We start from the raw sequence: 21,398 nt of genomic DNA on the forward strand, positions 1-21,398 counted from the left end.
GCATGCTTCCACGGTCCCGCCGCCATGTCCCGCCTTCCCGCTGCCCCGCCCTCGTATCGCTGTACCAACCGCGCCCTGTTCTTCGGCGGTTTTTCCTGCTTCGCCCTGCTGTACAGCGTGCAGCCGCTGCTGCCGTTGCTGGCGCAGGAATTCGCGCTGACACCCGCGCAAAGCAGCCTGTCGCTGTCGCTGTCGACCGCGGCACTGGCCGTCTCGCTGCTGTTCTCGTCGGTGCTGTCCGACCGCCTCGGGCGCAAGAACATGATGGTCGCCGCGCTCGTCGTGTCCGGCCTGATGAGCGTGCTGTCGGCGTTCGCGCAGGACTACACGCAGCTGCTCGTCGCACGCACCTTGCTGGGCCTTGCCATGGGCGGCATGCCCGCCGTCGCGATGGCCTATTTGAGCGAGGAGATCGAGCCGGCCGCGCTCGGGGCGTCGATGGGGCTGTACATCAGCGGCAACGCGTTCGGCGGGATGGCCGGCCGGATGCTGGCGGCCGTCCTGTCCGATTTCTTCTCGTGGCGCGTCGCCGTGGGCGTGCTCGGCGTCATGGGCCTGCTGGGCGCCGCGGAATTCTGGCGCAGCCTGCCTGCGTCGCGGCGCTTCCGTCCGTCGTCCGGCGGTGTCGCGGCGATGCTGCACGGCCTGCGCCGCCACCTCGGCGACGACGGCCTGCCGTGGCTGTTCGCGCTGTCGTTCCTGTTGATGGGATGTTTCGTCAGCGCCTACAACTTCATCGGCTTCCGCCTGCTCGGCGCGCCGTTCGGGCTGCGCCAGAGCGTCGTCGGCGGTATCTCCGTGTTGTACCTGCTGGGCATCTTCAGCGCCGCATGGGCCGGCCGCCGCGCCGACCGCCTGGGCCGGCGCCACGTGTTGTGGACCGTGATGATGACCATGGTCGCGGGCCTGTTGCTGACGCTGTCCCACAACGTCGTCCTCATCGTCGCGGGCATGGCCGTCTACACGTTCGGCTTTTTCGCCTCGCACTCGATCGCCAGCAGCTGGGTGGGCCGGCGCGCCCGCACGCAGCAGGCGCTCGCGTCCGCGCTGTACCTGTGCTGCTACTACCTCGGCTCCAGCGTCGTCGGCTGGGCCAGCGGCATCCTGTGGGCGCACGGCGGCTGGGGCGGCGTCGTGGCGCTGCTGGGTGTCCTGCTCGGCGCCGCGATGCTGATCTCGCTGCGCCTGCGCACGTTGGCGCCCGTCCCTCAGGCGTGGTCGCCCGCCTGACGCGCGAACCAGCGGTCCTTCGCCAGCATGATCTCGTGGTGGCCGCGGCCCGCAGGAATCATCGGAAAACAGTTCTCGGCCTGCGCCACGACGACGTCGAGCAGGTACGGCCCCGGCGCCGCGAGGCACTCGTCCAGCGCCGCGTCCAGTTCCGCGGCGTGTGACACGCGCCGCCCCTGCCAGCCGAACGCGCGCGCCAGCGCGACGAAGTCCGGCAGCGCTTCCGGATAACTGTGGCTGTAGCGGCCGCCGTGGTGCAGCTCCTGCCACTGGCGCACCATGCCCATGCAGCCGTTGTTCGACAGGACGAGCTTGACGGGACAGCGGTGCTGCACCGCCGTCGACATCTCCTGGATGTTCATCATGACGGACGCGTCCCCCGACACGCACACGACCAGCGCCTCCGGATGCGCGACCTGCGCGCCGATCGCGGCCGGCAGGCCATAGCCCATCGTCCCCGCGCCGCCCGACGTCAGCCACCTGCGCGGACGCTCGAACGGCAGGTACTGCGCCGCCCACATCTGGTGCTGGCCGACGTCCGTCGCGACGATGGCATCGCGCCCGCGCACGCGCACGGCGAGCGCGCGCATCAGGTGTTGCGGCAGGATCGCGGGCGCCGCGTCCGGGACGTCGAGGCAGCGCACGGCGCGCCATGCGGCGATCCTGCGCCACCAGTCATCCGTCAGCGCCGGGTCGGCCGGCGTGGCGGCGACCGCGCGCAGCAGCTCCGCGAGGACGGTGCCGGCATCGCCGACGAGCGCAACGTCCGTCCGCACCACCTTGCCGATCGAGGCGGGATCGACGTCGACGTGCACGATGCGTGCTTGCGGACAGAAATGCGCGAGCTTGCCCGTCACGCGGTCGTCGAACCGGGCGCCCGCGCAGACGACGAGGTCCGCCTCGTGCATCGCGAGATTCGCTTCCAGCGTGCCGTGCATGCCCAGCATGCCGAGCCAGCGCGGGTCGGACGCGGGGAATGCGCCCAGGCCCATCAACGTGAGCGTGCACGGTGCGTCCTTCCAGCGGACGAGCGCCGTGAACGCGGCACAGGCGCCCTCGCCCGCGTTGACGAGACCTCCGCCGCCGTAGAACACGGGCCGGCGCGCCTGGCGGATCAGGTGCGCCGCCGCGTCGAGGGCGTCGGCCCGCACGCGCGGGCGCGCGGGCGTGGGCGGGAGCGGCGCGTGCGGCACCAGGTCGACCTCCTGCGCCTGGACGTCCTTCGGCACGTCGACGAGCACGGGCCCCGGGCGGCCGTCCAGCGCCGTGTGCACGGCGTGCCGGATCGTGTCGGCGATGGCGTCCGCGCTGCGGACCTGCGCGTTCCACTTCGTCACGGTGCGCGAGATCCCGAGCGCGTCGCATTCCTGAAATGCGTTCGTGCCGATGGCGCTCGTCGCGACCTGCCCACTGACGCACAGCACGGGAATCGAGTCGCTCAGCGCATCGAGCAGGCCGGACGTCGTGTTGGCGATGCCGGGCCCGGACGTGACGAACACGACGCCCAGCCGCCCCGTCGAACGGGCATAGCCCTGGGCGGCGTGGACGGCGGCCTGCTCGTGCCGGACGAGGATGTGGCGGATGCGGCCGTCCAGCGCCAGCGCGTCGTACAGCGGCAGGACGGCGCCGCCCGGATAGCCGAAGACGGTGTCCACGCCGCAGCGCACGAGGGTATCGAGCAGCAGGCGGGCGCCGGTCATCCGCTGGTCGTTCGGGTATGTTTTCATGCCCGAAATGTTATCGGGTAAGGACGTGAAAGTGCTTCCTGTTTTCCGCTAGAATGGCCCGATCACCTGAAAATTTTTAGCTCACGATGGAAGAATCAAGAAAATCTTTCGATGCAGTCGATTTGCGCATCCTGTCCATCCTGCTGAAGGACTCGCGCACGCCGCTGCACGACATCAGCCGCGCGATCAATCTGTCGACGACGTCGTGCTGGAACCGGATCAAGCGGATGACCGACTGCGGCGTGCTGGAGAGCTACACCGTGAAGCTCGACCTCGCGCAGCTGGGCTACAACGACACGGTGATCGTCCAGGTCACGCTCGACAGCCACAGCGAGCAGACGTTGTACGAATTCGGCCGCGCGCTCGAATCCATCCCCGAAGTGCTGGAAGCCCTCCTCATTTCGGGCGACTACGATTACTTCCTGCGGCTCGCCGTGAAGGACACGCGCGACTACGAGCGGCTGCTCAGGGAACGGCTGTACACGATCCCGGGCATCCGCCACAGCAAATCCAGCTTCGTGCTGCGCACGCTGAAGAAGGTCGACACGCCGCTGACATAAGGCGCGCAGCGATCGATGACCCGGTGTGCCGAATACCATTTCATCGAACGGGACCTGGACAAGCTCGTCGCCGCGCAGCGAGCCTGGATCGCTTTTCGCGATCGCGACTGCGACTTCGCGGCGTCCGACGTCGAGGGCGGCAGCATGCACCGATGATGGTATCGATCTGCAAGCAGGAGATGACGGAGGACCGCATCGGCGAGTTGAAGCATTACGCACGAGCGTGCGCGGGACCTGTCCTCCGTGCCACGCCCGCTGACGGCTTATTTGCCCGGCTGGTACAGCTGGTCGAACGTGCCGCCATCGGCGAAGTGCGTCTTCTGCGCCTTCGTCCAGCCGCCGAACACGTCGTTGATCGTGAACAGGCTCACTTTCGGGAACTGCGCCGCGTATTTTTGTGCGACCTGCGCATTGATCGGGCGGTAGAAGTTCTTGGCGATGATGTCCTGGCCTTCGTCCGTGTACAGGAGCTGCAGGTAGGCTTCCGCCACCTTGCGCGTGCCGCGCTTGTCGACCACCTTGTCGACAATGGCCACGGGCGGCTCGGCCAGGATGCTCTGCCTCGGCGCGACGATCTCGAATTTATTAGGCCCCAGTTCCTTGATGGCGAGGATCGCTTCGTTTTCCCATGCGATCAGCACGTCGCCGATGCCGCGCTCGACGAAGGTCGTCGTTGCGCCGCGGGCGCCGGAATCGAGGACGGGCACGTTCTTGAATAACTTCGCCACGTAGTCGCGCGCCTTCGCTTCGCTGCCACCCGGCTGTTTCAACGCATTGCCCCAGGCGGCCAGATAGTTCCAGCGCGCGCCGCCCGACGTCTTCGGGTTCGGCGTGATGACTTGCACGCCCGGCTTGATCAGGTCGTTCCAGTCATGGATGCCTTTCGGGTTGCCCTTGCGGACGAGGAACACGATCGTGGAGTTGTACGGCGAGCTGTTGTGCTGCAGGCGCTTCTGCCAATCCTTGGCGATCAGGCCGCGCTCGGCGATCTCGTCGATGTCCCACGCGAGGGCCAAGGTCACGACGTCGGCCTGCAGGCCGTCGATCACGGAGCGCGCCTGCTTGCCCGAGCCGCCGTGCGACGCCTTGAACGTGACGTTGTCGCCCGTCTGCGCCTTCCACTTCGCCGCGAACGCCTTGCCCACGTCCTGGTACAGCTCGCGCGTGGGGTCGTACGACACGTTCAACAGGGTGACGTCGGCCGCATGCACGGTCGGGGCAACGAGGGCGATGGCGAGGGCGGCCTGGATCAGTTTTTTTACCAGCATGTGTTTCTCTCTTCAGGGTTCGGAAGCCACAGCGTAAGCACGGCGGCGCGGAATGCGAACGAATACTTTCGGTCTTGCTTATCCGGTTTCTTCATATCGACGCGACGACGTCGTCACGGGATTTCCCGCCCCGCCTGATGGATTTCGTGATGGAAGAGCGATAGGAGGCGGGCGCACAATCGTCCGCGGTGACTTTTCGATAGATTCGCAACCGAAGTCATTACCGGCACAGAGACGCCGGGACACTCCCTCATCTGACGAAAGCGAGAACAATATGAAACCGCTTGCATCCACGGGCATGACGATGGCCCTGCTGGCGGCGTTCGGCACGGCATACGTGCCCGCCGCTTCGGCCGCCCCGAGCTATACCTGGAATAACGTGAAGATCGGCGGCTCGGGCTATGTCGACGGCATGCTCGCCCATCCCGGCCAGAAGGGCCTGTTCTACGCCAAGACGGACGTCGGCGGCGCCTACCGCTACGACGCCACGACGAGCACGTGGATCGCCTTGAACGACTGGCTGCCGCCTTCCCTCGGCTACGCGATGGGCGTGGACACGATCGCCATCGATCCGAACGACGCGAGCAAGTTCTACATGATCGGCGGCGGCGGGTACGGCGACGGCAGCCAGAAGGGCATCTTCATGGCCTCGAGCAACCAGGGCCGCACGTTCTCCACGCTGGCGCTGCCATTTTCGACGGGCGGCAACGAATACGGGCGCCAGGTCGGCGAGCGCCTGCAGGTCGATCCGAACAACGGCAACATCCTGTTCTACGGCACCGGCAACTCGACCGCGAATGCGTCGACCAACGGCATCTGGAAAAGCACGGACGGCGGCCAGCACTGGAACCGCCTGCCCAATTTCAACGTCCTCACGAGCGACGGCACGGGCGCCGGCGTCGCCTTCATCGCCTTCCACAAGGGCTCGGGCACGAGCGGCAACGCGACGCCGATCCTGTACGCCGGCGTGAACACGCAGACGGCCGCGAATGCGCGCAACATCATCTACAAGAGCAGCGACGGCGGCAACTCGTGGACGCCGCTGTGGACCTCCGCGGGGGCCGGCCAATTCCCCCAGCGCGGCCAGATCGGCCCGGACGGCTACCTCTACGTGACGTTCTCGCGCGCGGCCACGTGGGAAGGCAATAACTACGGGCCCGGCGGCCTCGTCGACGGCGAGGTCTGGAAGATCAACGTGACGAGCGGCCAGGACCAGTGGACCAACGTCACGCCGCCCGGCGCGGCCAGTCCCAAGCCGTACGGCTTCGCGGGCCTGTCCGTCGATCCGTGGCGTCCGGGCTGGCTGACGGTGAATACCATCGACTGGTACGCGTGGAACGGGCAACAGATCGAGACGATGTACCGGTCGACGGACGGCGGCGCCACCTGGACCGACATCCTGCCGCACGCCAGCTTCGACACGAGCGCGGCGCCGTGGAACGCCACGAACGGCCCGGTCACCGACTTCGGCAACTGGGGCGGCTCGCTGCTCGATCCGTACGACGTCAACCACGCCTTCGTCAGCTTCGGCGGCGGCATCTGGGAGACGAAGAACCTCACGGCGGCCAGCACCACCTGGGCGTATGGCGAGAACGGCGTCGAGGAAACGGCCATCCTCGACCTGAAATCGCCCGTGCCCAACGTGTGGAACGCCTACCCGGTGCTGAGCGGCGCCGGCGACATCTGCGGCTTCGTGCATTACGACGTCAAGACGGCGCCGCCCAACACGTTCACGGGGCCGGCCTGCAAGGACACCGACTCGCTCGACTATGCGCGCACGGACTCGCGGCTCGTGGTCCGCGTCGGCAACGGCGGCAGCTCGTCGCTCGGCGCCGTGTCGACCAACGGCGGCTACAGCTGGAACGCGTTCGGCAGCAACGGCCCGTCCACGCAGGGTGGCGGCTATGTCGCGATGTCGACGGACACGAGCACGAACCCCGCCACGACCTCGATCATCTGGTCGACATGGGACGCGCCGACGGTGCGCTCGACGGACATGGGCAACTCGTGGCAGCAGATCGGGATCCCGAAATCCGCGCTGATCACGGCCGACGGCGCCGACCCGACGGTGTTCTACGCGTACGACCGCCAGCCGGGCATCCTCTACCTCAGCAACACGCGGGGTGCCACCTGGTGGGCCGCGAACTCCAGCACCAGCACGAACGGCATCCCGACGTGGTCCGACAAGCTGGTCACGCCCGTCGGCGTCGCGGGCGACGTGTGGCTCGTGAACTGGCAAGGCCTGTACCACAACCGCGACTGGGGCCGCGGTGCCTGGACCAAGCTTGCCAACGTGAGCGCAGCGAAAGGACTGGGCTTCGGCAAGGCGGCGGCCGGCGCCACGTATCCGGCCATGTACCTGTCCGGCACCGTCGGCGGCGTGCAAGGCATCTTCCGCTCCACCGACATGGGCGCGAACTGGGTCCGCATCGACGACGCCCAGCACCAGTACGGCGCCTCGTCCGTGATCACGGGCGATCCGAAGGTCTTCGGCACGGTCTACATCGGCGCGCGCGGGCTGGTGGTCGGCACGTCGACCGAATGATGCCGGCGACGTGCCGCGCGGGCCCGGTAGCGCCGCGCGGCACGTCGCCTCACACCGTGCGCGAGTACTGCATCCGCTGCAGCGGCACGGCCGGCGGCTTGCCGAAGTAATCGTCGAACACCATGCACACATTGCGGATCAGGAGGCGCCCTTTCGGGCTGACCTCGATGCGCTCGGGCGTCAGCGCGAGCAGGCCGTCCCGTTCGACTTCGGCCAGCTTCGCCAGCTCCGGCGCAAGAACGGCTGCCGCGTCCACGTGCCAGCGTGCCGACAGCGCGCGCAGGTCGAGCGCAAAGTCGCACATCAGGCGCTGGATCACGTCGCGGCGCAGCAGGTCGTCGGCGGACAGCACGAGCCCGCGCGCGACGGGCAGCTCGCCACGGTCGATGCGCGCATAGTACGGCTCGAGCGACTTCTCGTTCTGCGCGTAAGTGCCGTTCACGGCGCTGATCGCGGAGACGCCGCACGCAACCATGTCCACTTCCGCATGCGTCGAATAGCCCTGAAAATTGCGGTGCAACGTGCCGTCGCGCTGCGCGCGCGCGAGTTCGTCGTCCGGCTTGGAGAAATGGTCCATGCCGATGTACACATAGCCCGCGGCGCACAGGCGCTCGATGCACAGGCCGAGCATGGCGAGCTTCGTCGCGCCGTCCGGCAGGTCCTCGTCGCGGATCAGCTTCTGCGACTTGAACAGCTGCGGCATGTGCGCATAGTTGTAGACGGAGATGCGGTCCGGCGACGCGGCGATCACCTTGTCGAGCGTGGCCGACATCGTGTGAACGTTCTGCAGCGGCAGGCCGTAGATCAGGTCGATGCTGATGGAGCGGAAGCCCGCGTCGCGCGCGGCGGCGATCGCATCGCGCGTCAGCGCTTCCGGCTGGATGCGGTTGACGGCGCGCTGCACGTCCTCGTCGAAGTCCTGCACGCCGAGCGACAGCCGGTTGAAGCCCTGGCGCCGCAAGGTGCGGATGCGCTGGCCATCGACCGTGCGCGGATCGATCTCGATGGAGAATTCGCCCGTGTCCTCGGGCGCGAATGCGAAGCGGCTGCGCAGATGGCCCAGCAGGTCGCCCATCTGCGCATCGTCGAGGTAGGTGGGCGTGCCGCCGCCGAAGTGCAGCTGCTCGACGAGCGCGTCGTCCGCGAACAGCCCGGCCTGCATGTCGATCTCGCGCATCAGGTAGCCGAGGTATTTCACGGCCTTCGCGCGGTCGTGCGTGATGATCTTGTTGCAGGCGCAGTAGTAGCACAGCGACCCGCAGAACGGGATGTGCACGTACAGCGACAGCGGCTTGCCCGGCCGCGCGGCCGCCGCGAGGTCGGCGGCGCCGAAGGCTGGCGTGAAGCGGTCGGCCGTCGGGTACGACGTGTAGCGGGGCCCGCGCTGGCTCATGCGGGCGATCAGTTCGGGATCGAATTCGACGGTGGGATGCATGGTGGTTTCTTTGCGGTTCAGCCTTCGCGCCCGTCCGGACGGGCGGCAGACAGATAAGGCACGTACACGGCGAGGTAGGCCAGGAAGGCGGCGCTCCAGCACGTGGTGGCGAGGACGAGGGACACCGCGCGCCACGACGGCAGCACGGCGGCCGCGAAACGGAACACGACGGCCAGTTGCACGAGCACGAACATCAGGCACTCGCCGCGGCCGGCCTTCAGCGGACGGCCCGTGTGGCCCAGCGCCGTGCGGGTGATCATGCCGATGATCAGGCCGGCCAGCGCGCCGACGGTCAGCACGTGCAGCGCCGCGCTGCCGGAGACGACGCCGTACTGCGCCAGCGCCAGCAGCACGAAGCCGAGCGGGATCCAGCAATACGACAGGTGCAGGATCCACAGCAGCGGATTGCGCCACGTGCGCCACGGCTGCCAGCCGATCAGGCGCGCGGCCTGGCCGACGCCGGCGAACAGCGCGAGGCTCGCGGTGAGCGGCGCCGGCAGGCCGGCCGTCCAGGCAAGGCCCGCGAGCACGGTCAGGATCAGCGCCCACTTGTCGCGGCGCGCATCCTGCACGGGCTGCGCGCCCGGCACCGCGTTGCGGGTGAACATGGGGATCACGCGGCCGCCGATGACGATCTCGATCACGACGATCAACATGATGGCCGCGTGCACGGGCGTCAACGGGTCGAGCGAGGCCCAGTGCAGCGTGGCCGCGTGGTAGCACACGTTCGCGAGCGTCAGCAGACCAAGCAGACCCACGAGGAACATGTTGCGCATGTTGCCCGACAGCTTGAACACGCGGTACAGCGGATAGGCGGCGATCGGCAGGAAGACCACGTCGACGGCCGCCCCGATGGCCGGCGGCGCCGCGACCATCGCGATCCGGCCCGCGACCCAGACGGCGGCAATGGCGGCCAGCGCGCGGCCGCGCGGGGTCCACAGCTTCGTCCAGTTGTAGCCGGCCGTGTACAGGAAGCCGACGACGACGGCCAGCGCGAAACCGAACACCATCTCGTGCATGTGCCAGAACACGTCGATGCGCGCGGGCAGCGGCCACCCGGCCTGCGCGGCGACCCACGCGGGCACGGACACCGCGGCGAACGCGGCGGCCAGCAGGTAGAACGGCCGGAATCCGAGCGCGAACAGGGCGCGGCCGCCGCCCGGGCCCGGGGTCGGACGGGCTTCTTCGATGGTCATGAGGGCCATGCCGGCTCCTTGAATGAAGTGGTATCTCCGTTGCATGTTAGGCGTCGCCCACGCACGCGACAATCGGCCAAAGTGACTAGGCAACGCGGCAGATCGACCGTACCTGCGGGCTTTCCTAAACTGGGTCAGGCTTTTCGAATTTAAGCTGCATACCATATGCAACTAATACCGGAAAGCCTCCACAATGCGGTCCAGGCGCTTCACGGCGTCACCGTTCAACCACCACTGAAGGAACACAAGCCATGCACGCGACACGCAGACTCTGGACCTGGCTGGCGATCATCTGTGTACTCTCCTTTGCCACGCTCTTGTTCGTGGGCCGGGAAATCTACCTGAAGGCGCCGCCGATCCCCACCGTCAAGAACACGAGCGGCACCGTCCTCTATACCAAAGACCAGGTCACGCTCGGCCAGCAGGCCTGGCTGTCCGCCGGCGGCCAGCAGCTGGGCACCGTCTGGGGCCACGGCAGCTACGTCGCCCCGGACTGGTCGGCCGACTGGCTGCACCGCGAGGCGCTCGCCCTGCAGGACCGGTTTTCCCTGCGCGACTACGGCCAGCCGTATGCGCAACTCGACGCCGGCCAGCGAGGCCGCATCGACGCCCTCGTCAAGGAAGAACTGCGCCGCAACACCTATGACGCCGCCACCAATACGCTCGTCGTGTCGGGCGACCGCGCCGCCGCGATCCGCGCCGTCGCCGCACACTACGCGGGCCTGTTCGGCAACGATCCGAAGCTGGACAAGCTGCGCGAACAATACGCGATGGCGAACGGCTCGCTGCCGGACGCCGACCAGCGTGCCGCGCTGACCGGCTTCTTCTTCTGGTCCGCCTGGGCCGCCGCCACCGACCGTCCGGGCGAACCGGGCCTGTCATACACGAGCAACTGGCCGCACGAGCCGCTGGTCGGCAATACGCCCACCGCGGGCGCCGGCATCTGGTCGATCGCCAGCATCATCCTCATGATCGGCGCCATCGCCGGCATGGTGCTGTTCCACTCGGCCCAGCCCGAAGAAGGCGACCCGCAGCCGCCGAAGGACGACCCGCTGTTCAAGCTGAAGGCTACGCCGTCGATGAAGGCCACGCGCAAGTATTTCGCCGTCGTCGTCGCGCTGATCCTCGCGCAAGTGGGCATGGGCGTCATCACGGCGCACTACTCGGTCGAAGGCCACAGCTTCTTCGGCATCCCGCTCGGTGACATCCTGCCGTTCACGATCAGCCGCACCATCCATACGCAGTTCGCCGTGCTGTGGATCGCCACCGCGTGGCTCGCCACGGGCCTGTACATCGCCCCCGCCATCTCGGGCCACGAGCCGCGCTTCCAGGCGCTCGGTGTGAACGTGCTGTTCTACGCGCTGCTGTTCATCGTCGCCGGTTCTACCGTGTGCGGCTGGCTCGGCACCTTGCAGCACCGCGGCGTCGACTTCGCCTTCTGGCTCGGCAACCAGGGCCTCGAATTCACGAGCATGGGCCGCATCTGGCAATACCTGCTGTTCGTCGGCCTGCTGTTCTGGGCCTTCCTGCTGGGCCGCGGCCTGTGGCCCGCCTTGAGGAAGCCGTCGGAAAGCCGTGGCCTGGTCGCGATGGTGTTCCTGGCTGCCGTCTGCATCGGCGGGTTCTACGCCACGTCGCTGACCTGGGGCCAGCACACGCACTACTCGATGGTCGAGTACTGGAGATGGTGGCTCGTGCACCTGTGGGTCGAAGGCTTCTTCGAAGTGTTCGCCACCGCCGTCATCGCGCTGCTGTTCACCCGCCTGGGCCTGATCCGCGCCGCCACCGCCAACACGGCCATCGTCCTCGAGACCATCGTGTTCCTGTTCGGCGGCATCCTGGGCACCTTGCACCACCTGTACTTCACGGGCACCCCGACGGCCGTGATCGCGATCGGCGCCATGTTCTCCGCATTGGAAGTCGTGCCGCTGTCGATGATCGGCATCGAGGCCTACCGCAACTACCGGCGCACGAAGGCCGCGCCGTGGGTCGCGAGCTACCGCTGGGCGATCCTGTGCTTCATCGCCGTCGGCTTCTGGAACACGGTGGGCGCCGGCCTGCTGGGCTTCTCGATCAACACCCCGATCGCGCTGTATTACATGCAGGGCCTGAACATGACGGCGGCCCACGGCCACGCCGCCCTGTTCGGCGTGTACGGCATGCTGGGCATCGGCCTGATGCTGTTCTGCCTGCGCGGCCTGACGGACTGCCTCGCCTGGTCCGACGCCCTGCTGAAGCCGATGTTCTGGCTGCTGAACATCGGCCTCGCGATGATGGTGTTCATGGCCCTCGTCCCGGCCGGCATCTACCAGGCCTGGGCCAGTGTCTCGCGCGGCATGTGGTTCGCCCGCTCGCCGGAAGTGATCCACTCCGCGTTCATGGAGAACATGGTGTGGCTGCGCGTGCCGGGCGACATCGTGTTCGCGCTGGGCACCCTGTGCCTCGCCCTGTTCGTGCTGCGCGTGCTGCGCCGGCCAGCCCGTCCCGTCGAGGTGCCGATCGAGATCGGCGGCCGCCTCGCCGCCAAGGCCGCCCGTCCCACCACGAAGGCCTGAACCCGCGGGCGCCGCCGCCACACGGCGCGGCGCCCGACGCATTTGGATCGGAGCGATCATGCGTCTCACCGAACACACCGATTACGCGCTGCGCCTCCTCATGTACCTGGGGAGTAACGGCGGGCGCCTCGCCACGACGGGCGAAGTCGCCTCCGTGCACGGCATGTCGCACCACCACCTGACGAAGGTCGTCAACGAGCTGGGACATGCCGGCTTCGTCGAGACCGTGCGGGGCCGCAGCGGCGGCATCCGCCTGGCGCGCTGTGCCGCGCCATCGCCTGCTTCCTCGAATCGCTCGACGGCATCGCGCTGTCGTCACTCATCACACCATCATGAACGACCCTCCCCTGCTCGACGTGCGCGCACTCCCCGCACCGGAACCGATGGAACGCGTGCTGGAGGCGCTCGACCACCTGCCCGACGGCGCCGAACTGTCGGTACTGCTGGCGCGCGAACCGCATCCGCTGTACGGCATCCTGGCACGCATGGGCTATCGCTGGCGCTCGGCGTGGCAGGACGACGGCTGCCTCGTCGCCATCGCACGGGACACCTGATGCGGCGCGCGCTCGACTACGCGCACATGCCCCCGCCCCGCCTGCCGCTGGGCTTCCTCGTCGTCGCGCCGTGGTTCGGCGTCGCGGCCGGCCTGCTGGCCGCGTGGCACGGCGGCGCCGTTTTCGGTTCGCGCTGGAACCCGGCCACGCTGGCCGTCGTCCACCTCGTCACGATCGGCTTTCTCACGATGACGATGGCGGGTCGCTGCTGCAGATCCTGCCCGCCGTCGCGGGCCTGCCGCTGCGCTGCCCGCCGCGCCAGGCCGTTTGGACCTGTCCGCTGCTGGGCGCCGGCGGCGCGCTGCTGGCCGTGGGCTTCCTGTCCGGCCGGCCGCTGCTCTTCGCACTCGCTTGGGTCGTGCTCACGGGCTCGTTCGCGCTGCTGCTCGCCTGCCTCATCCCCACACTGGGCCGGCGCGCGGCGGCCATCCCCGCCGTCGCGCACATCGTCGGGGGCATGCGGGGCGCCGTCGCCGTGCTGGCGGTCGGCATCGCGGCCGGGCTCGCGCTGGCGGGCTGGCTCGCCGGCGGCCCGGCCGTTCCCGTTGCGCCGCGCGTCGACAGCCATGCGGCGCTCGGATTCGCCGACTGGGTGGCGCTGCCCGTGCTGCGCCACCCCCATGCATTGAGGATTTGACTTGCATCAATGACGCCACGGGGACCGGCCGCCTATCTTGCGTTCATGAACATCCTCGCCTCGCCGTCCCGCTGGATCTGCTGCGTCCTGCTCGCCTTCCTCCACGCTGTCGCGGTCGGCCAGACCGTACCGCGCAGCAGCCTCGACGCGCGCCTGCTGACGCCGCGGCTGTACGCCGGCGCGCCACCGCCGGCCTGGCTGGACGATGGCGCCGCACGGGCGCGCACGGCCGTGCGCCTGCTGCGCGACGCGCCGCTGCACGGCCTCGACCCGGCCCGCTACGACACGGAAGGCCTCGCGCGCCGGCTCGACGATGTCACGGATGCCGTCGACGCGCTGGCGCTCGAACGCGACCTCAGCACGGCCATGCTGCAATATCTGTCCGACCTGCGCTTCGGCCGTGTGGCGTCCGGCTACCGGCCGACGGCCGACGTCGCAGAATTCGATCCCGTGGAACAGTTGCGCGCGGCGCTCGTAAGCGGGCGCCTCGCGCAAGCCGTCGACGCGGCGGCGCCGCCGATCGCGATGGTCAAACGTGTCGAAGCCACGCTGGCGCGGTATCGCGCACTCGCGGACGCATATCCCACGTGGCAGCCGCTGCCGCCGCCGGCGCCGCGCACGAGCGCAGGCGCGCGCTATGCGGGCGCGGCGCTGCTGCGCGAACGCCTGCGGCTGTTGGGCGACCTCGATGCCGCCGCGCCCGCCGGTGCCGGCGACGTCTACACGCCCGAACTCGCGGCGGCTGTACGGCGCTTCCAGGCACGCCATGGGCTCGAGGAAGACGGCGTGCCGGGCGCCGCGACGCTGGCAGCCCTCGCCGTGCCCCCGGCGCACCGCGTGACGCAGCTGGAGCTGACCTTGGAACGCCTGCGCTGGCTGCCACGGCCGCCGCGCGGCCGCGTCGTCGTCGTGGACGTGCCCGCGTACCGGCTGTGGGCGTTCGACGTGGACGAGGCGGGCGGGCCGCTGCTCGAGATGCGCGTCATCGTCGGCGCGGCCGCGCGCACGCCGACGCCGCTGTTCATCGGCCAGATGCGCCGCGTCGAGTTCAACCCCTTCTGGAACGTCCCGCGCAGCATCGAGCGGGGCGAGATCATCCCGAAGCTGGCGCGCGATCCCGGCTACCTGGCAAAGAACGACATGGAACTCGTGGGGCCGTCCGGACAAGCGATGGCCGATGCGCCCGGCGCCGCGCTCGCGGCCTTGCGCGCGGGCACGGCGCGCGTGCGGCAACGGCCGGGGGCGCTTAATGCGCTCGGCGCCGTCAAGTTTTCGATGCCGAACCCGATGAACATCTACCTGCACTCGACATCGGCACAACAGTTGTTCGGCCGGTCGCGGCGCGACCTGAGCCACGGCTGCATCCGCGTCGAACACCCTGCCGCGCTGGCGCAATTCGTGCTGGCCGACCCCGCCCGCTGGGACGCCGACGCCATCGCCGCCGCCATGCGGCCGGGTCGCACGCTCGTCGTGCCGCTGCGCGAGCCGGTGCCCGTCGTGCTGTTCTACGCGACGGCGCTCACGGATCGCGAAGGGCGCGCCCTGTTCGCCGAAGACATCTACGGACTCGACGAACAGCTGACTCAGGCGTTGCGCGCCGATTGACAAGCGGCCCGCGGCGGCCGCATGCTTGTCCATGCCATATTCGAGGATTTTGACTTACATCAACGATCTTGCATCGGCCGAGCCGGTAAGGTAGGCATATGGACAAGCTCAAGCAGAATCTCACCGACACCCTCGCCGCCGGCCGGCCCCCCGTGCCCGCCGCGCCGTGCCCTCCAACCTGCCCCGACATCGAACCACCGACCGTGACCGACCGCATGCTGCATGCGGCGCTCGGGCGCATGACGTACGGCATCTCGCCCGCCGCGCTGGCGCTCGCGTGGACCGACTGGACGCTGCACCTCGCGCAGTCGCCCGGCAAATGGGCCAGGCTCAGCGAAAAAGCGCTGCGCAAGGCCGGACGCTTCGGCGAGTACGCGGCGCGCGCAGCCGGCGGCGACACGCAGCCGTGCATCGCGCCGCTGCCGCAGGACCGACGCTTCAGCGGTGACGCGTGGCAGCGCTGGCCGTTCAACGTCATCCACCAGGGCTTCCTGCTGAACCAGCAGTGGTGGCACAACGTGACGACCGGCATCGGCGGCGTCTCGCCGCACCACGAACAGGTCGTGTCGTTCGTCGCGCGCCAGTTGCTGGACGTGGTCTCGCCCGTGAACTTCGTCGCGACGAACCCGGACGTGCTGCAAGCCACCGTCGAACAGGGCGGCATGAACTTCGTACGCGGTGCGGCCCACCTCGCGGACGACGGGTGGCGCATGCTGACGGAGCGCCCGCCGGCCGGCGCCGATAATTTCATTCCCGGGCGCCAGGTCGCCGTCACGCCGGGCCGCGTCGTGCTGCGCAACCGGCTGATGGAACTGATCCAGTACGCGCCCGCGACGCCGGACGTGCACGCGGAGCCCGTGCTGATCGTGCCCGCGTGGATCATGAAGTACTACATCCTCGACCTGTCGCCGCAGAACTCGCTCGTGAACCACCTCGTCGGCCGGGGCCACACCGTCTTCATGATCTCGTGGCACAACCCCGGCGAGGACGACCGCGACCTCGGCATGGACGACTACCTGCGCCTGGGCGTGCTGGCGGCGCTGGACGCCTTAGGTGCCATCGTGCCCGACCAGCGGATCCATGCCGCGGGCTACTGCCTGGGCGGGACCCTGCTCGCGATCGCGGCCGCCTACCTCGCGCGCCGGCGCGACGAGCGACTCCGCTCGCTGACGCTCCTCGCCGCGCAGACGGACTTCACGGAAGCGGGCGAACTGTCGCTGTTCATCGACGACAGTGAACTGGACTACCTGGAAGACATCATGTGGCACCAGGGCTACCTGCAGACGCGCCAGATGGCGGGCGCGTTCCAGCTGCTGCGCTCCAACGACCTCGTATGGTCGCGCATCGTCAACGACTACCTGCTCGGCCAGCGCCAGCCGTTGACCGACCTGATGGCGTGGAACGCGGACGCGACCCGAATGCCGTACCGGATGCACAGCGAATACCTGCGCCGGCTGTTCCTGAAGAACGACCTGTTCGAAGGCCGCTACCGCGTCGACGACCGCCCCGTCGTGCTGGCGGACATCCGCGTCCCGATGTTCGTCGTGGCCACCGAGGCGGACCACGTGGCGCCGTGGAAGTCCGTCTACAAGATCAACCTCGTCGCCGGTGCCGACGTCACGTTCGTCCTGACGAGCGGCGGCCACAACGCGGGCATCGTCAGCGAACCGGGCCACCGCGGCCGCCGCTTCCGCATCGCGCGCCGCACCAACGGCGACCCCTACCTGGCGCCGGACGACTGGGTCGCCGCGACACCGGCATGCGACGGATCGTGGTGGCAAGCGTGGGCCGACTGGCTCGCCGTCGCAAGCAGCGGCCGCACGGCGCCGCCATCGCTCGGCGCACCGGGCCAAGGTTACGCACCGCTGGACGCGGCGCCCGGCCGCTACGTGCTGGAACGCTGATCCGCATTGCATTCACCGGAGATTCTCATGCAGAACGCACTCATCGACCTGCGCGGCAAGCGCGGTCTCATCCTCGGCGTCGCCAATGAACGGAGCATCGCCTACGGTTGCGCGCGCGTCATGGCCGCCTGCGGCGCCGAACTGGCCGTCACCTACCTGGACGCCGACGCCGAACCTCATGTGCGCCCGCTCGCGGAAGCGCTGCGCTGCGCGCTCGTCCTGCCGTGCGACGTGCGGGAGCCGGGCCAGCTCGAGGCCGTGTTCGACACGGTGGGCAGGACGTGGGGCGGCATCGACTTCGTCCTTCACGCGATCGCGTACGCGCCGAAGAACGACCTGCACGGCCGCGTCACCGACTGCTCCGCGGCCGGTTTCGGCCTCGCGATGGACGTGTCGTGCCACTCGTTCATCCGCTGCGCGAAGCTCGCCGAGCCCTTGATGCCGCACGGCGGCTGCCTGCTGACGTTCACGTTCTACGGCGCCGAGAAGGTCGTCCCGCACTACAACCTGATGGGCCCCGTGAAGGCCGCGCTGGAAGCGTCCGTGCGCGTGCTGGCGGCGGAACTGGGCAGCCGCCGCATCCGCGTGAACGCCGTGTCGCCGGGGCCGCTGGCCACGCGCGCCGCGTCCGGCCTCGCCCACTTCGACGATCTGCTGGGCGACGCGTGGTCGCGTGCGCCGGAACACATGCTGGCCCGTATCGACGACGTGGGCAGCGTGGCAGCCTTCCTCGTCAGCGATGGCGCGCGACTCGTGACGGGCAACGTCGAATTCGTCGACGCCGGCTACCACGTGATGGGCTGACCGATGGATACGATAGCAAACCGCACGTTCGACGAACTCAAGGTCGGCGACAGCGCCAGCCTCGCGCGCACGCTCACGCGCGTCGACATCGAGCTGTTCGCCGTCATGTCCGGTGACGTGAACCCGGCCCATCTGGACGACGAATACGCGCGCAGCGACATGTTCCACAAGGTGATCGCGCACGGCATGTGGAGCGGCGCGCTGATCTCCACGGTGCTCGGCACCCAGCTGCCCGGCCCCGGCACGATCTACCTCGGCCAGTCGCTTCGCTTCCTGAAGCCGGTGGGCCTGGGCGACACCGTCACCGTCACCTTGACGGTCGCCCGGCTCGACCCGGAAATGCACCGCGTCACGCTCGACTGCACGGTGACGAACCAGGACGGCCAACAGGTCGCGACTGGCACGGCGGACGTCATCGCTCCCGCCGAAAAGGTCGCGCGGCCCCGCGTCGCGCTGCCCGGGGTGCGCCTGCGCGAAAAGGGTGGCCGCTACCGCGCGCTGCTGCAGGCCGCGACGGACGCCCCGCGCGTGCGCACGGCCGTCGTGCATCCGGTCGACACGGTGTCGCTGCTGGGCGCCGTCGAAGCGGCACGGGAAGGCCTGATCGAGCCCGTGCTCGTCGGGCCGGAAGCGAAGATCCGGCAAGCCGCCGCGCAGGCGAACATCGACCTGACCCCGTACCGCATCGTGCCGACGGAACACAGCCACGCGGCGGCCGACGCCGCGGTGGCGCTGGCGCGCACGGGCGGCGTGCGCGCCATCATGAAAGGCGCGCTGCACACGGACGAATTGATGCACGCCGTCGTCGCGCAGGACACGGGCCTGCGCACGGGCCGCCGCATCAGCCACGTGTTCGCGATGGACGTGCCCACGTATCCACGTCCCTTGTTCATCACGGACGCCGCAATCAACGTGTACCCGACGCTCGAGGACAAGCGCGACATCGTGCAGAACGCGGTCGACCTCGCGCATGCGCTCGGGCTGGCGGCGCCGCGCGTCGCGATCCTGTCCGCGCTCGAAACCGTGTCCCCGAAGATCGCGTCCACGATCGAAGCGGCCGCGCTGTGCAAGATGGCGGAGCGGGGCCAGATCGAGGGCGCCATCGTCGACGGACCGATGGCCTTCGACCTCGCCGTGTCGGCGGAAGCGGCGCAGACGAAAGGTTTCGCGTCGCCCGTCGCCGGGCAGGCCGACATCCTCGTCGTGCCGGACCTCGAAGCAGGCAATATGCTCGCGAAGCAGCTGGAATATCTCGCGGAAGCGCAGGTCGCGGGCATCGTGCTCGGCGCGCGCGTGCCCATCATCCTCACGAGCCGCGCCGACGGCCCGCTGGCCCGCCTCGCCTCGTGCGCGCTGGCGGCCCTCCTCGTGCGCAAGAGCGGCGCGCCGGCCGTGATCGGATCGCCATGAGCCGCGGTTTCGCCTGTTTCAATGCCGGTTCGTCCAGCATCAAGTTCGCCGTCTACGAAGACCGGGGCACCGACCTCGTGGCGACGGGCCGCGGCGAGATCGATTGCGGCGGCGCCAGTCCGCGGCTGCGCGCGTGGGCGCCGGACGGCACGCTGGTCCAGGACACGGCGCTGCCCGCGCACGCGGACCACGGTGTCCAGCTGGGCGCGGCCGTCGAATGGATCGAGAGCCACCTCGCGCCCGCGCGCCTGGCGGCGATCGGCCACCGCGTCGTCCACGGTGGCAACGCGCACGCGGGCCCCGCGCTCGTGACGCCCGCGCTGCTGGACGAACTCACGGCGCTGGCCCCGCTGGCGCCGCTGCACCAGCCGCACAACCTGGACGCGATCGCCGCGATGGCGCACCTGCATCCGAACCTGCCGCAAGTCGCGTGCTTCGACACGGCGTTCCACCTCGCCAATCCGCGCGTCGCCCGGCTGTATGCGCTGCCCCGTGCCCTTGCCGACGAAGGCTTGCTGCGCTACGGCTTTCACGGGCTGTCGTACCGGCACATCGCCGACGTGCTGCCCGCGCTGGAGCCGCGCGCCCGCGGGCGCGTCGTCGTCGCCCACCTGGGCAGCGGCGCAAGCATGTGCGCGATGGTCGACGGCCGCAGCGTCGCCACGTCGATGGGGTTCTCCGCCCTCGACGGCCTGCCGATGGCCACGCGCTGCGGCAGCATCGACCCCGGCCTCGTGCTGCGTCTGCTGCGCACGAAGCAGCTGGATGCGGACGCGCTGGAACACATGCTGTACCGCGACAGCGGCCTGCTGGGCCTCTCGGGGATCAGCGGCGACATGCGCGCGCTGCTGGCCAGCGACGCGTCGTCCGCGCGCGAGGCCGTCGACGTGTTCGTGTACCGCATCGCGCGCGAACTGGGTTCGCTGGCTGCTGCCGCCGGCGGGCTGGACGTGCTCGTGTTCACGGGCGGGATCGGCGAACACGCGGCCGAGATCCGCGCGCGCGTCTGCGCACAGGCCGCGTGGCTGGGCGTGCGCATCGACGCAGACGAGAATGCGGCGGGCGGCCCGCGCCTGCACACGGCCGACAGCACCGTCGCCGTGTGGGCGCTGCCGGCCGACGAGGAATGCGTGATCGCGCGCGAGACGCTGGCCGTCGTCGACCGCTATCCTTCGTAGGCGCGCAGCGCGGCCGCGTCGACGATCTCGATCTCGCGCCCGGCCACGCGCACGAGTTCGCGCCGGGCCAGATCATGCAGCACGCGCGAAAAATATTCCGGCGTGATGTTCAGGCGCGACGCGACGAGTCGCTTGCTGACGGGCAGCCGCACCGTCGCGCCGGATACGGGCGCATCCTTCAGCAGGTAGTCGACGACCCGCTGGCCACCCGTGTGCAAGGTGTACGACTCCACGTCCGCCACGAGGCCGTGCAGGCGCCGGCTCATCCCCGCGAGCATGCGGCGGGCAAAAGCGGGACTGCGTTCCAGTTCGGCGAGGATCGCATCCTTGCCGACGTGGAGCAGCAGGCAGTCTTCCAGCGCCGTCGCCGTCACGAAGTACGGTTTTCCCATGAACATGACAGCCTCGCCGAACGTCTTTCCCGGCCCCAGGATCTCGATGACTTTCTCCTGGCCCTGCGCCGATACGAACGCCAGCTTCACCTGGCCGTACAGGATGGTGTGGAAGCCGAGGCAAGCGTCGCCGCGCCGGACGATGTGACGGCCGCGCTCCACGTGGCGTTCCACCGCGGCCGCGCCGACGGCGCGCAATTCGTCGTCGCCGAGATCGGAAAACAGCGGCAGGCGGCGCAGGAAGGTGCAGGGGTCGATGGCGGGCACAGGGCGCTCCGGTGGCGGATGGGGGAATACCCTTATTGTCGCAAGGGCCGTCCGCGCAGGCGATACGCCGGAATGACTAGGCCGCGTACGCCGTCGTGCCGACTGCCGCGCGTGCATCCCTTGCCTACAAT

General features: G+C 69.1%; 17 protein-coding genes and 1 pseudogene. 13 read left to right on the forward strand and 5 right to left on the reverse strand.

What is annotated here, in order from left to right:
* Positions 1 to 24: 24 nt before the first annotated feature.
* On the forward strand, positions 25 to 1,230 hold the full coding sequence (locus HAV22_RS04675; protein ID WP_166856987.1) for an MFS transporter: 1,206 nt from the start codon (positions 25 to 27) through the stop codon (positions 1,228 to 1,230).
* On the opposite strand, the gene ilvB is transcribed toward HAV22_RS04675, so the two are convergent.
* Positions 1,209 to 2,957: a biosynthetic-type acetolactate synthase large subunit gene (gene ilvB, locus HAV22_RS04680; RefSeq protein ID WP_166856988.1), complete on the reverse strand. Its 1,749-nt coding sequence runs from the start codon at positions 2,955 to 2,957 to the stop codon at positions 1,209 to 1,211. The two genes, HAV22_RS04675 and ilvB, sit on opposite strands and share 22 nt — an antisense overlap.
* A gap of 86 nt (positions 2,958 to 3,043) precedes the next feature.
* On the opposite strand from ilvB, the gene HAV22_RS04685 reads away from it, so the two are divergent.
* Both HAV22_RS04685 and HAV22_RS04690 read left to right on the forward strand, forming a co-directional pair.
* Positions 3,044 to 3,517: an Lrp/AsnC family transcriptional regulator gene (locus HAV22_RS04685; RefSeq protein WP_166856990.1), complete on the forward strand. Its 474-nt coding sequence runs from the start codon at positions 3,044 to 3,046 to the stop codon at positions 3,515 to 3,517.
* 15 nt (positions 3,518 to 3,532) lie between these two features.
* The gene (locus HAV22_RS04690; RefSeq protein ID WP_166856992.1) at positions 3,533 to 3,673 is read left to right on the forward strand and encodes a lysozyme inhibitor LprI family protein; all 141 of its coding nucleotides are present in this window, start codon (positions 3,533 to 3,535) and stop codon (positions 3,671 to 3,673) included.
* A gap of 107 nt (positions 3,674 to 3,780) precedes the next feature.
* Here the strand turns inward: HAV22_RS04690 and HAV22_RS04695 are convergent, their stop codons facing one another.
* Positions 3,781 to 4,785 (reverse strand): sulfate ABC transporter substrate-binding protein, encoded by a 1,005-nt coding sequence (locus tag HAV22_RS04695; RefSeq protein ID WP_166856994.1) that lies wholly within the window; start codon positions 4,783 to 4,785, stop codon positions 3,781 to 3,783.
* Positions 4,786 to 5,059: 274 nt separating this feature from the next.
* Here HAV22_RS04695 and HAV22_RS04700 point away from each other — a divergent pair, with 274 nt between their 5' ends.
* A complete protein-coding gene (locus HAV22_RS04700) occupies positions 5,060 to 7,330 on the forward strand; it encodes a beta propeller repeat protein (protein WP_166856996.1) in 2,271 nt (756 codons plus the stop codon).
* A gap of 49 nt (positions 7,331 to 7,379) precedes the next feature.
* On the opposite strand, the gene hemN is transcribed toward HAV22_RS04700, so the two are convergent.
* Together hemN and HAV22_RS04710 are read right to left on the reverse strand one after the other, a co-directional pair.
* Positions 7,380 to 8,765: an oxygen-independent coproporphyrinogen III oxidase gene (gene hemN / locus HAV22_RS04705; protein WP_166856998.1), complete on the reverse strand. Its 1,386-nt coding sequence runs from the start codon at positions 8,763 to 8,765 to the stop codon at positions 7,380 to 7,382.
* Between the two features lie 17 nt (positions 8,766 to 8,782).
* Positions 8,783 to 9,970 carry an NnrS family protein gene (locus tag HAV22_RS04710; protein ID WP_166857000.1) on the reverse strand — a complete coding sequence of 396 codons (1,188 nt, stop codon included), beginning with the start codon at positions 9,968 to 9,970 and terminating at the stop codon, positions 8,783 to 8,785.
* Positions 9,971 to 10,212: 242 nt separating this feature from the next.
* On the opposite strand from HAV22_RS04710, the gene HAV22_RS04715 reads away from it, so the two are divergent.
* From HAV22_RS04715 to HAV22_RS04755, 9 genes and pseudogenes are all read left to right on the forward strand, one after another.
* Positions 10,213 to 12,516 (forward strand): nitric-oxide reductase large subunit, encoded by a 2,304-nt coding sequence (locus HAV22_RS04715; RefSeq protein WP_166857002.1) that lies wholly within the window; start codon positions 10,213 to 10,215, stop codon positions 12,514 to 12,516.
* 58 nt (positions 12,517 to 12,574) lie between these two features.
* Positions 12,575 to 12,769, forward strand: a pseudogene (locus tag HAV22_RS31480) (Rrf2 family transcriptional regulator); the annotation flags it as partial.
* A gap of 79 nt (positions 12,770 to 12,848) precedes the next feature.
* On the forward strand, positions 12,849 to 13,070 hold the full coding sequence (locus HAV22_RS04725; protein WP_166857004.1) for a DUF2249 domain-containing protein: 222 nt from the start codon (positions 12,849 to 12,851) through the stop codon (positions 13,068 to 13,070).
* 103 nt (positions 13,071 to 13,173) lie between these two features.
* Positions 13,174 to 13,707: a hypothetical protein gene (locus HAV22_RS04730; RefSeq protein WP_166857006.1), complete on the forward strand. Its 534-nt coding sequence runs from the start codon at positions 13,174 to 13,176 to the stop codon at positions 13,705 to 13,707.
* Between the two features lie 9 nt (positions 13,708 to 13,716).
* The gene (locus tag HAV22_RS04735; protein ID WP_166857008.1) at positions 13,717 to 15,312 is read left to right on the forward strand and encodes a L,D-transpeptidase family protein; all 1,596 of its coding nucleotides are present in this window, start codon (positions 13,717 to 13,719) and stop codon (positions 15,310 to 15,312) included.
* Between the two features lie 98 nt (positions 15,313 to 15,410).
* Entirely contained in the window at positions 15,411 to 17,216 is a 1,806-nt protein-coding gene (locus HAV22_RS04740; protein ID WP_371869536.1) for a PHA/PHB synthase family protein, read from the forward strand.
* A 42-nt stretch (positions 17,217 to 17,258) separates the two neighbouring features.
* Entirely contained in the window at positions 17,259 to 18,020 is a 762-nt protein-coding gene (gene fabI, locus HAV22_RS04745) for an enoyl-ACP reductase FabI (protein WP_166857276.1), read from the forward strand.
* 3 nt (positions 18,021 to 18,023) lie between these two features.
* Positions 18,024 to 19,430 carry a bifunctional enoyl-CoA hydratase/phosphate acetyltransferase gene (locus HAV22_RS04750; RefSeq protein ID WP_166857010.1) on the forward strand — a complete coding sequence of 469 codons (1,407 nt, stop codon included), beginning with the start codon at positions 18,024 to 18,026 and terminating at the stop codon, positions 19,428 to 19,430.
* Positions 19,427 to 20,608 (forward strand): acetate/propionate family kinase, encoded by a 1,182-nt coding sequence (locus HAV22_RS04755; RefSeq protein ID WP_166857012.1) that lies wholly within the window; start codon positions 19,427 to 19,429, stop codon positions 20,606 to 20,608. The genes HAV22_RS04750 and HAV22_RS04755 overlap by 4 nt, the downstream gene beginning before the upstream one ends.
* Here the strand turns inward: HAV22_RS04755 and HAV22_RS04760 are convergent.
* Positions 20,596 to 21,267, reverse strand: coding sequence for a Crp/Fnr family transcriptional regulator (locus HAV22_RS04760; protein WP_371869537.1), 672 nt, complete (start codon positions 21,265 to 21,267; stop codon positions 20,596 to 20,598). The two genes, HAV22_RS04755 and HAV22_RS04760, sit on opposite strands and share 13 nt — an antisense overlap.
* Between the last annotated feature and the right edge of the window lie 131 nt (positions 21,268 to 21,398).

The organism is Telluria antibiotica (genome assembly GCF_011682055.1).
GTDB lineage: Bacteria > Pseudomonadota > Gammaproteobacteria > Burkholderiales > Burkholderiaceae_D > Telluria > Telluria antibiotica.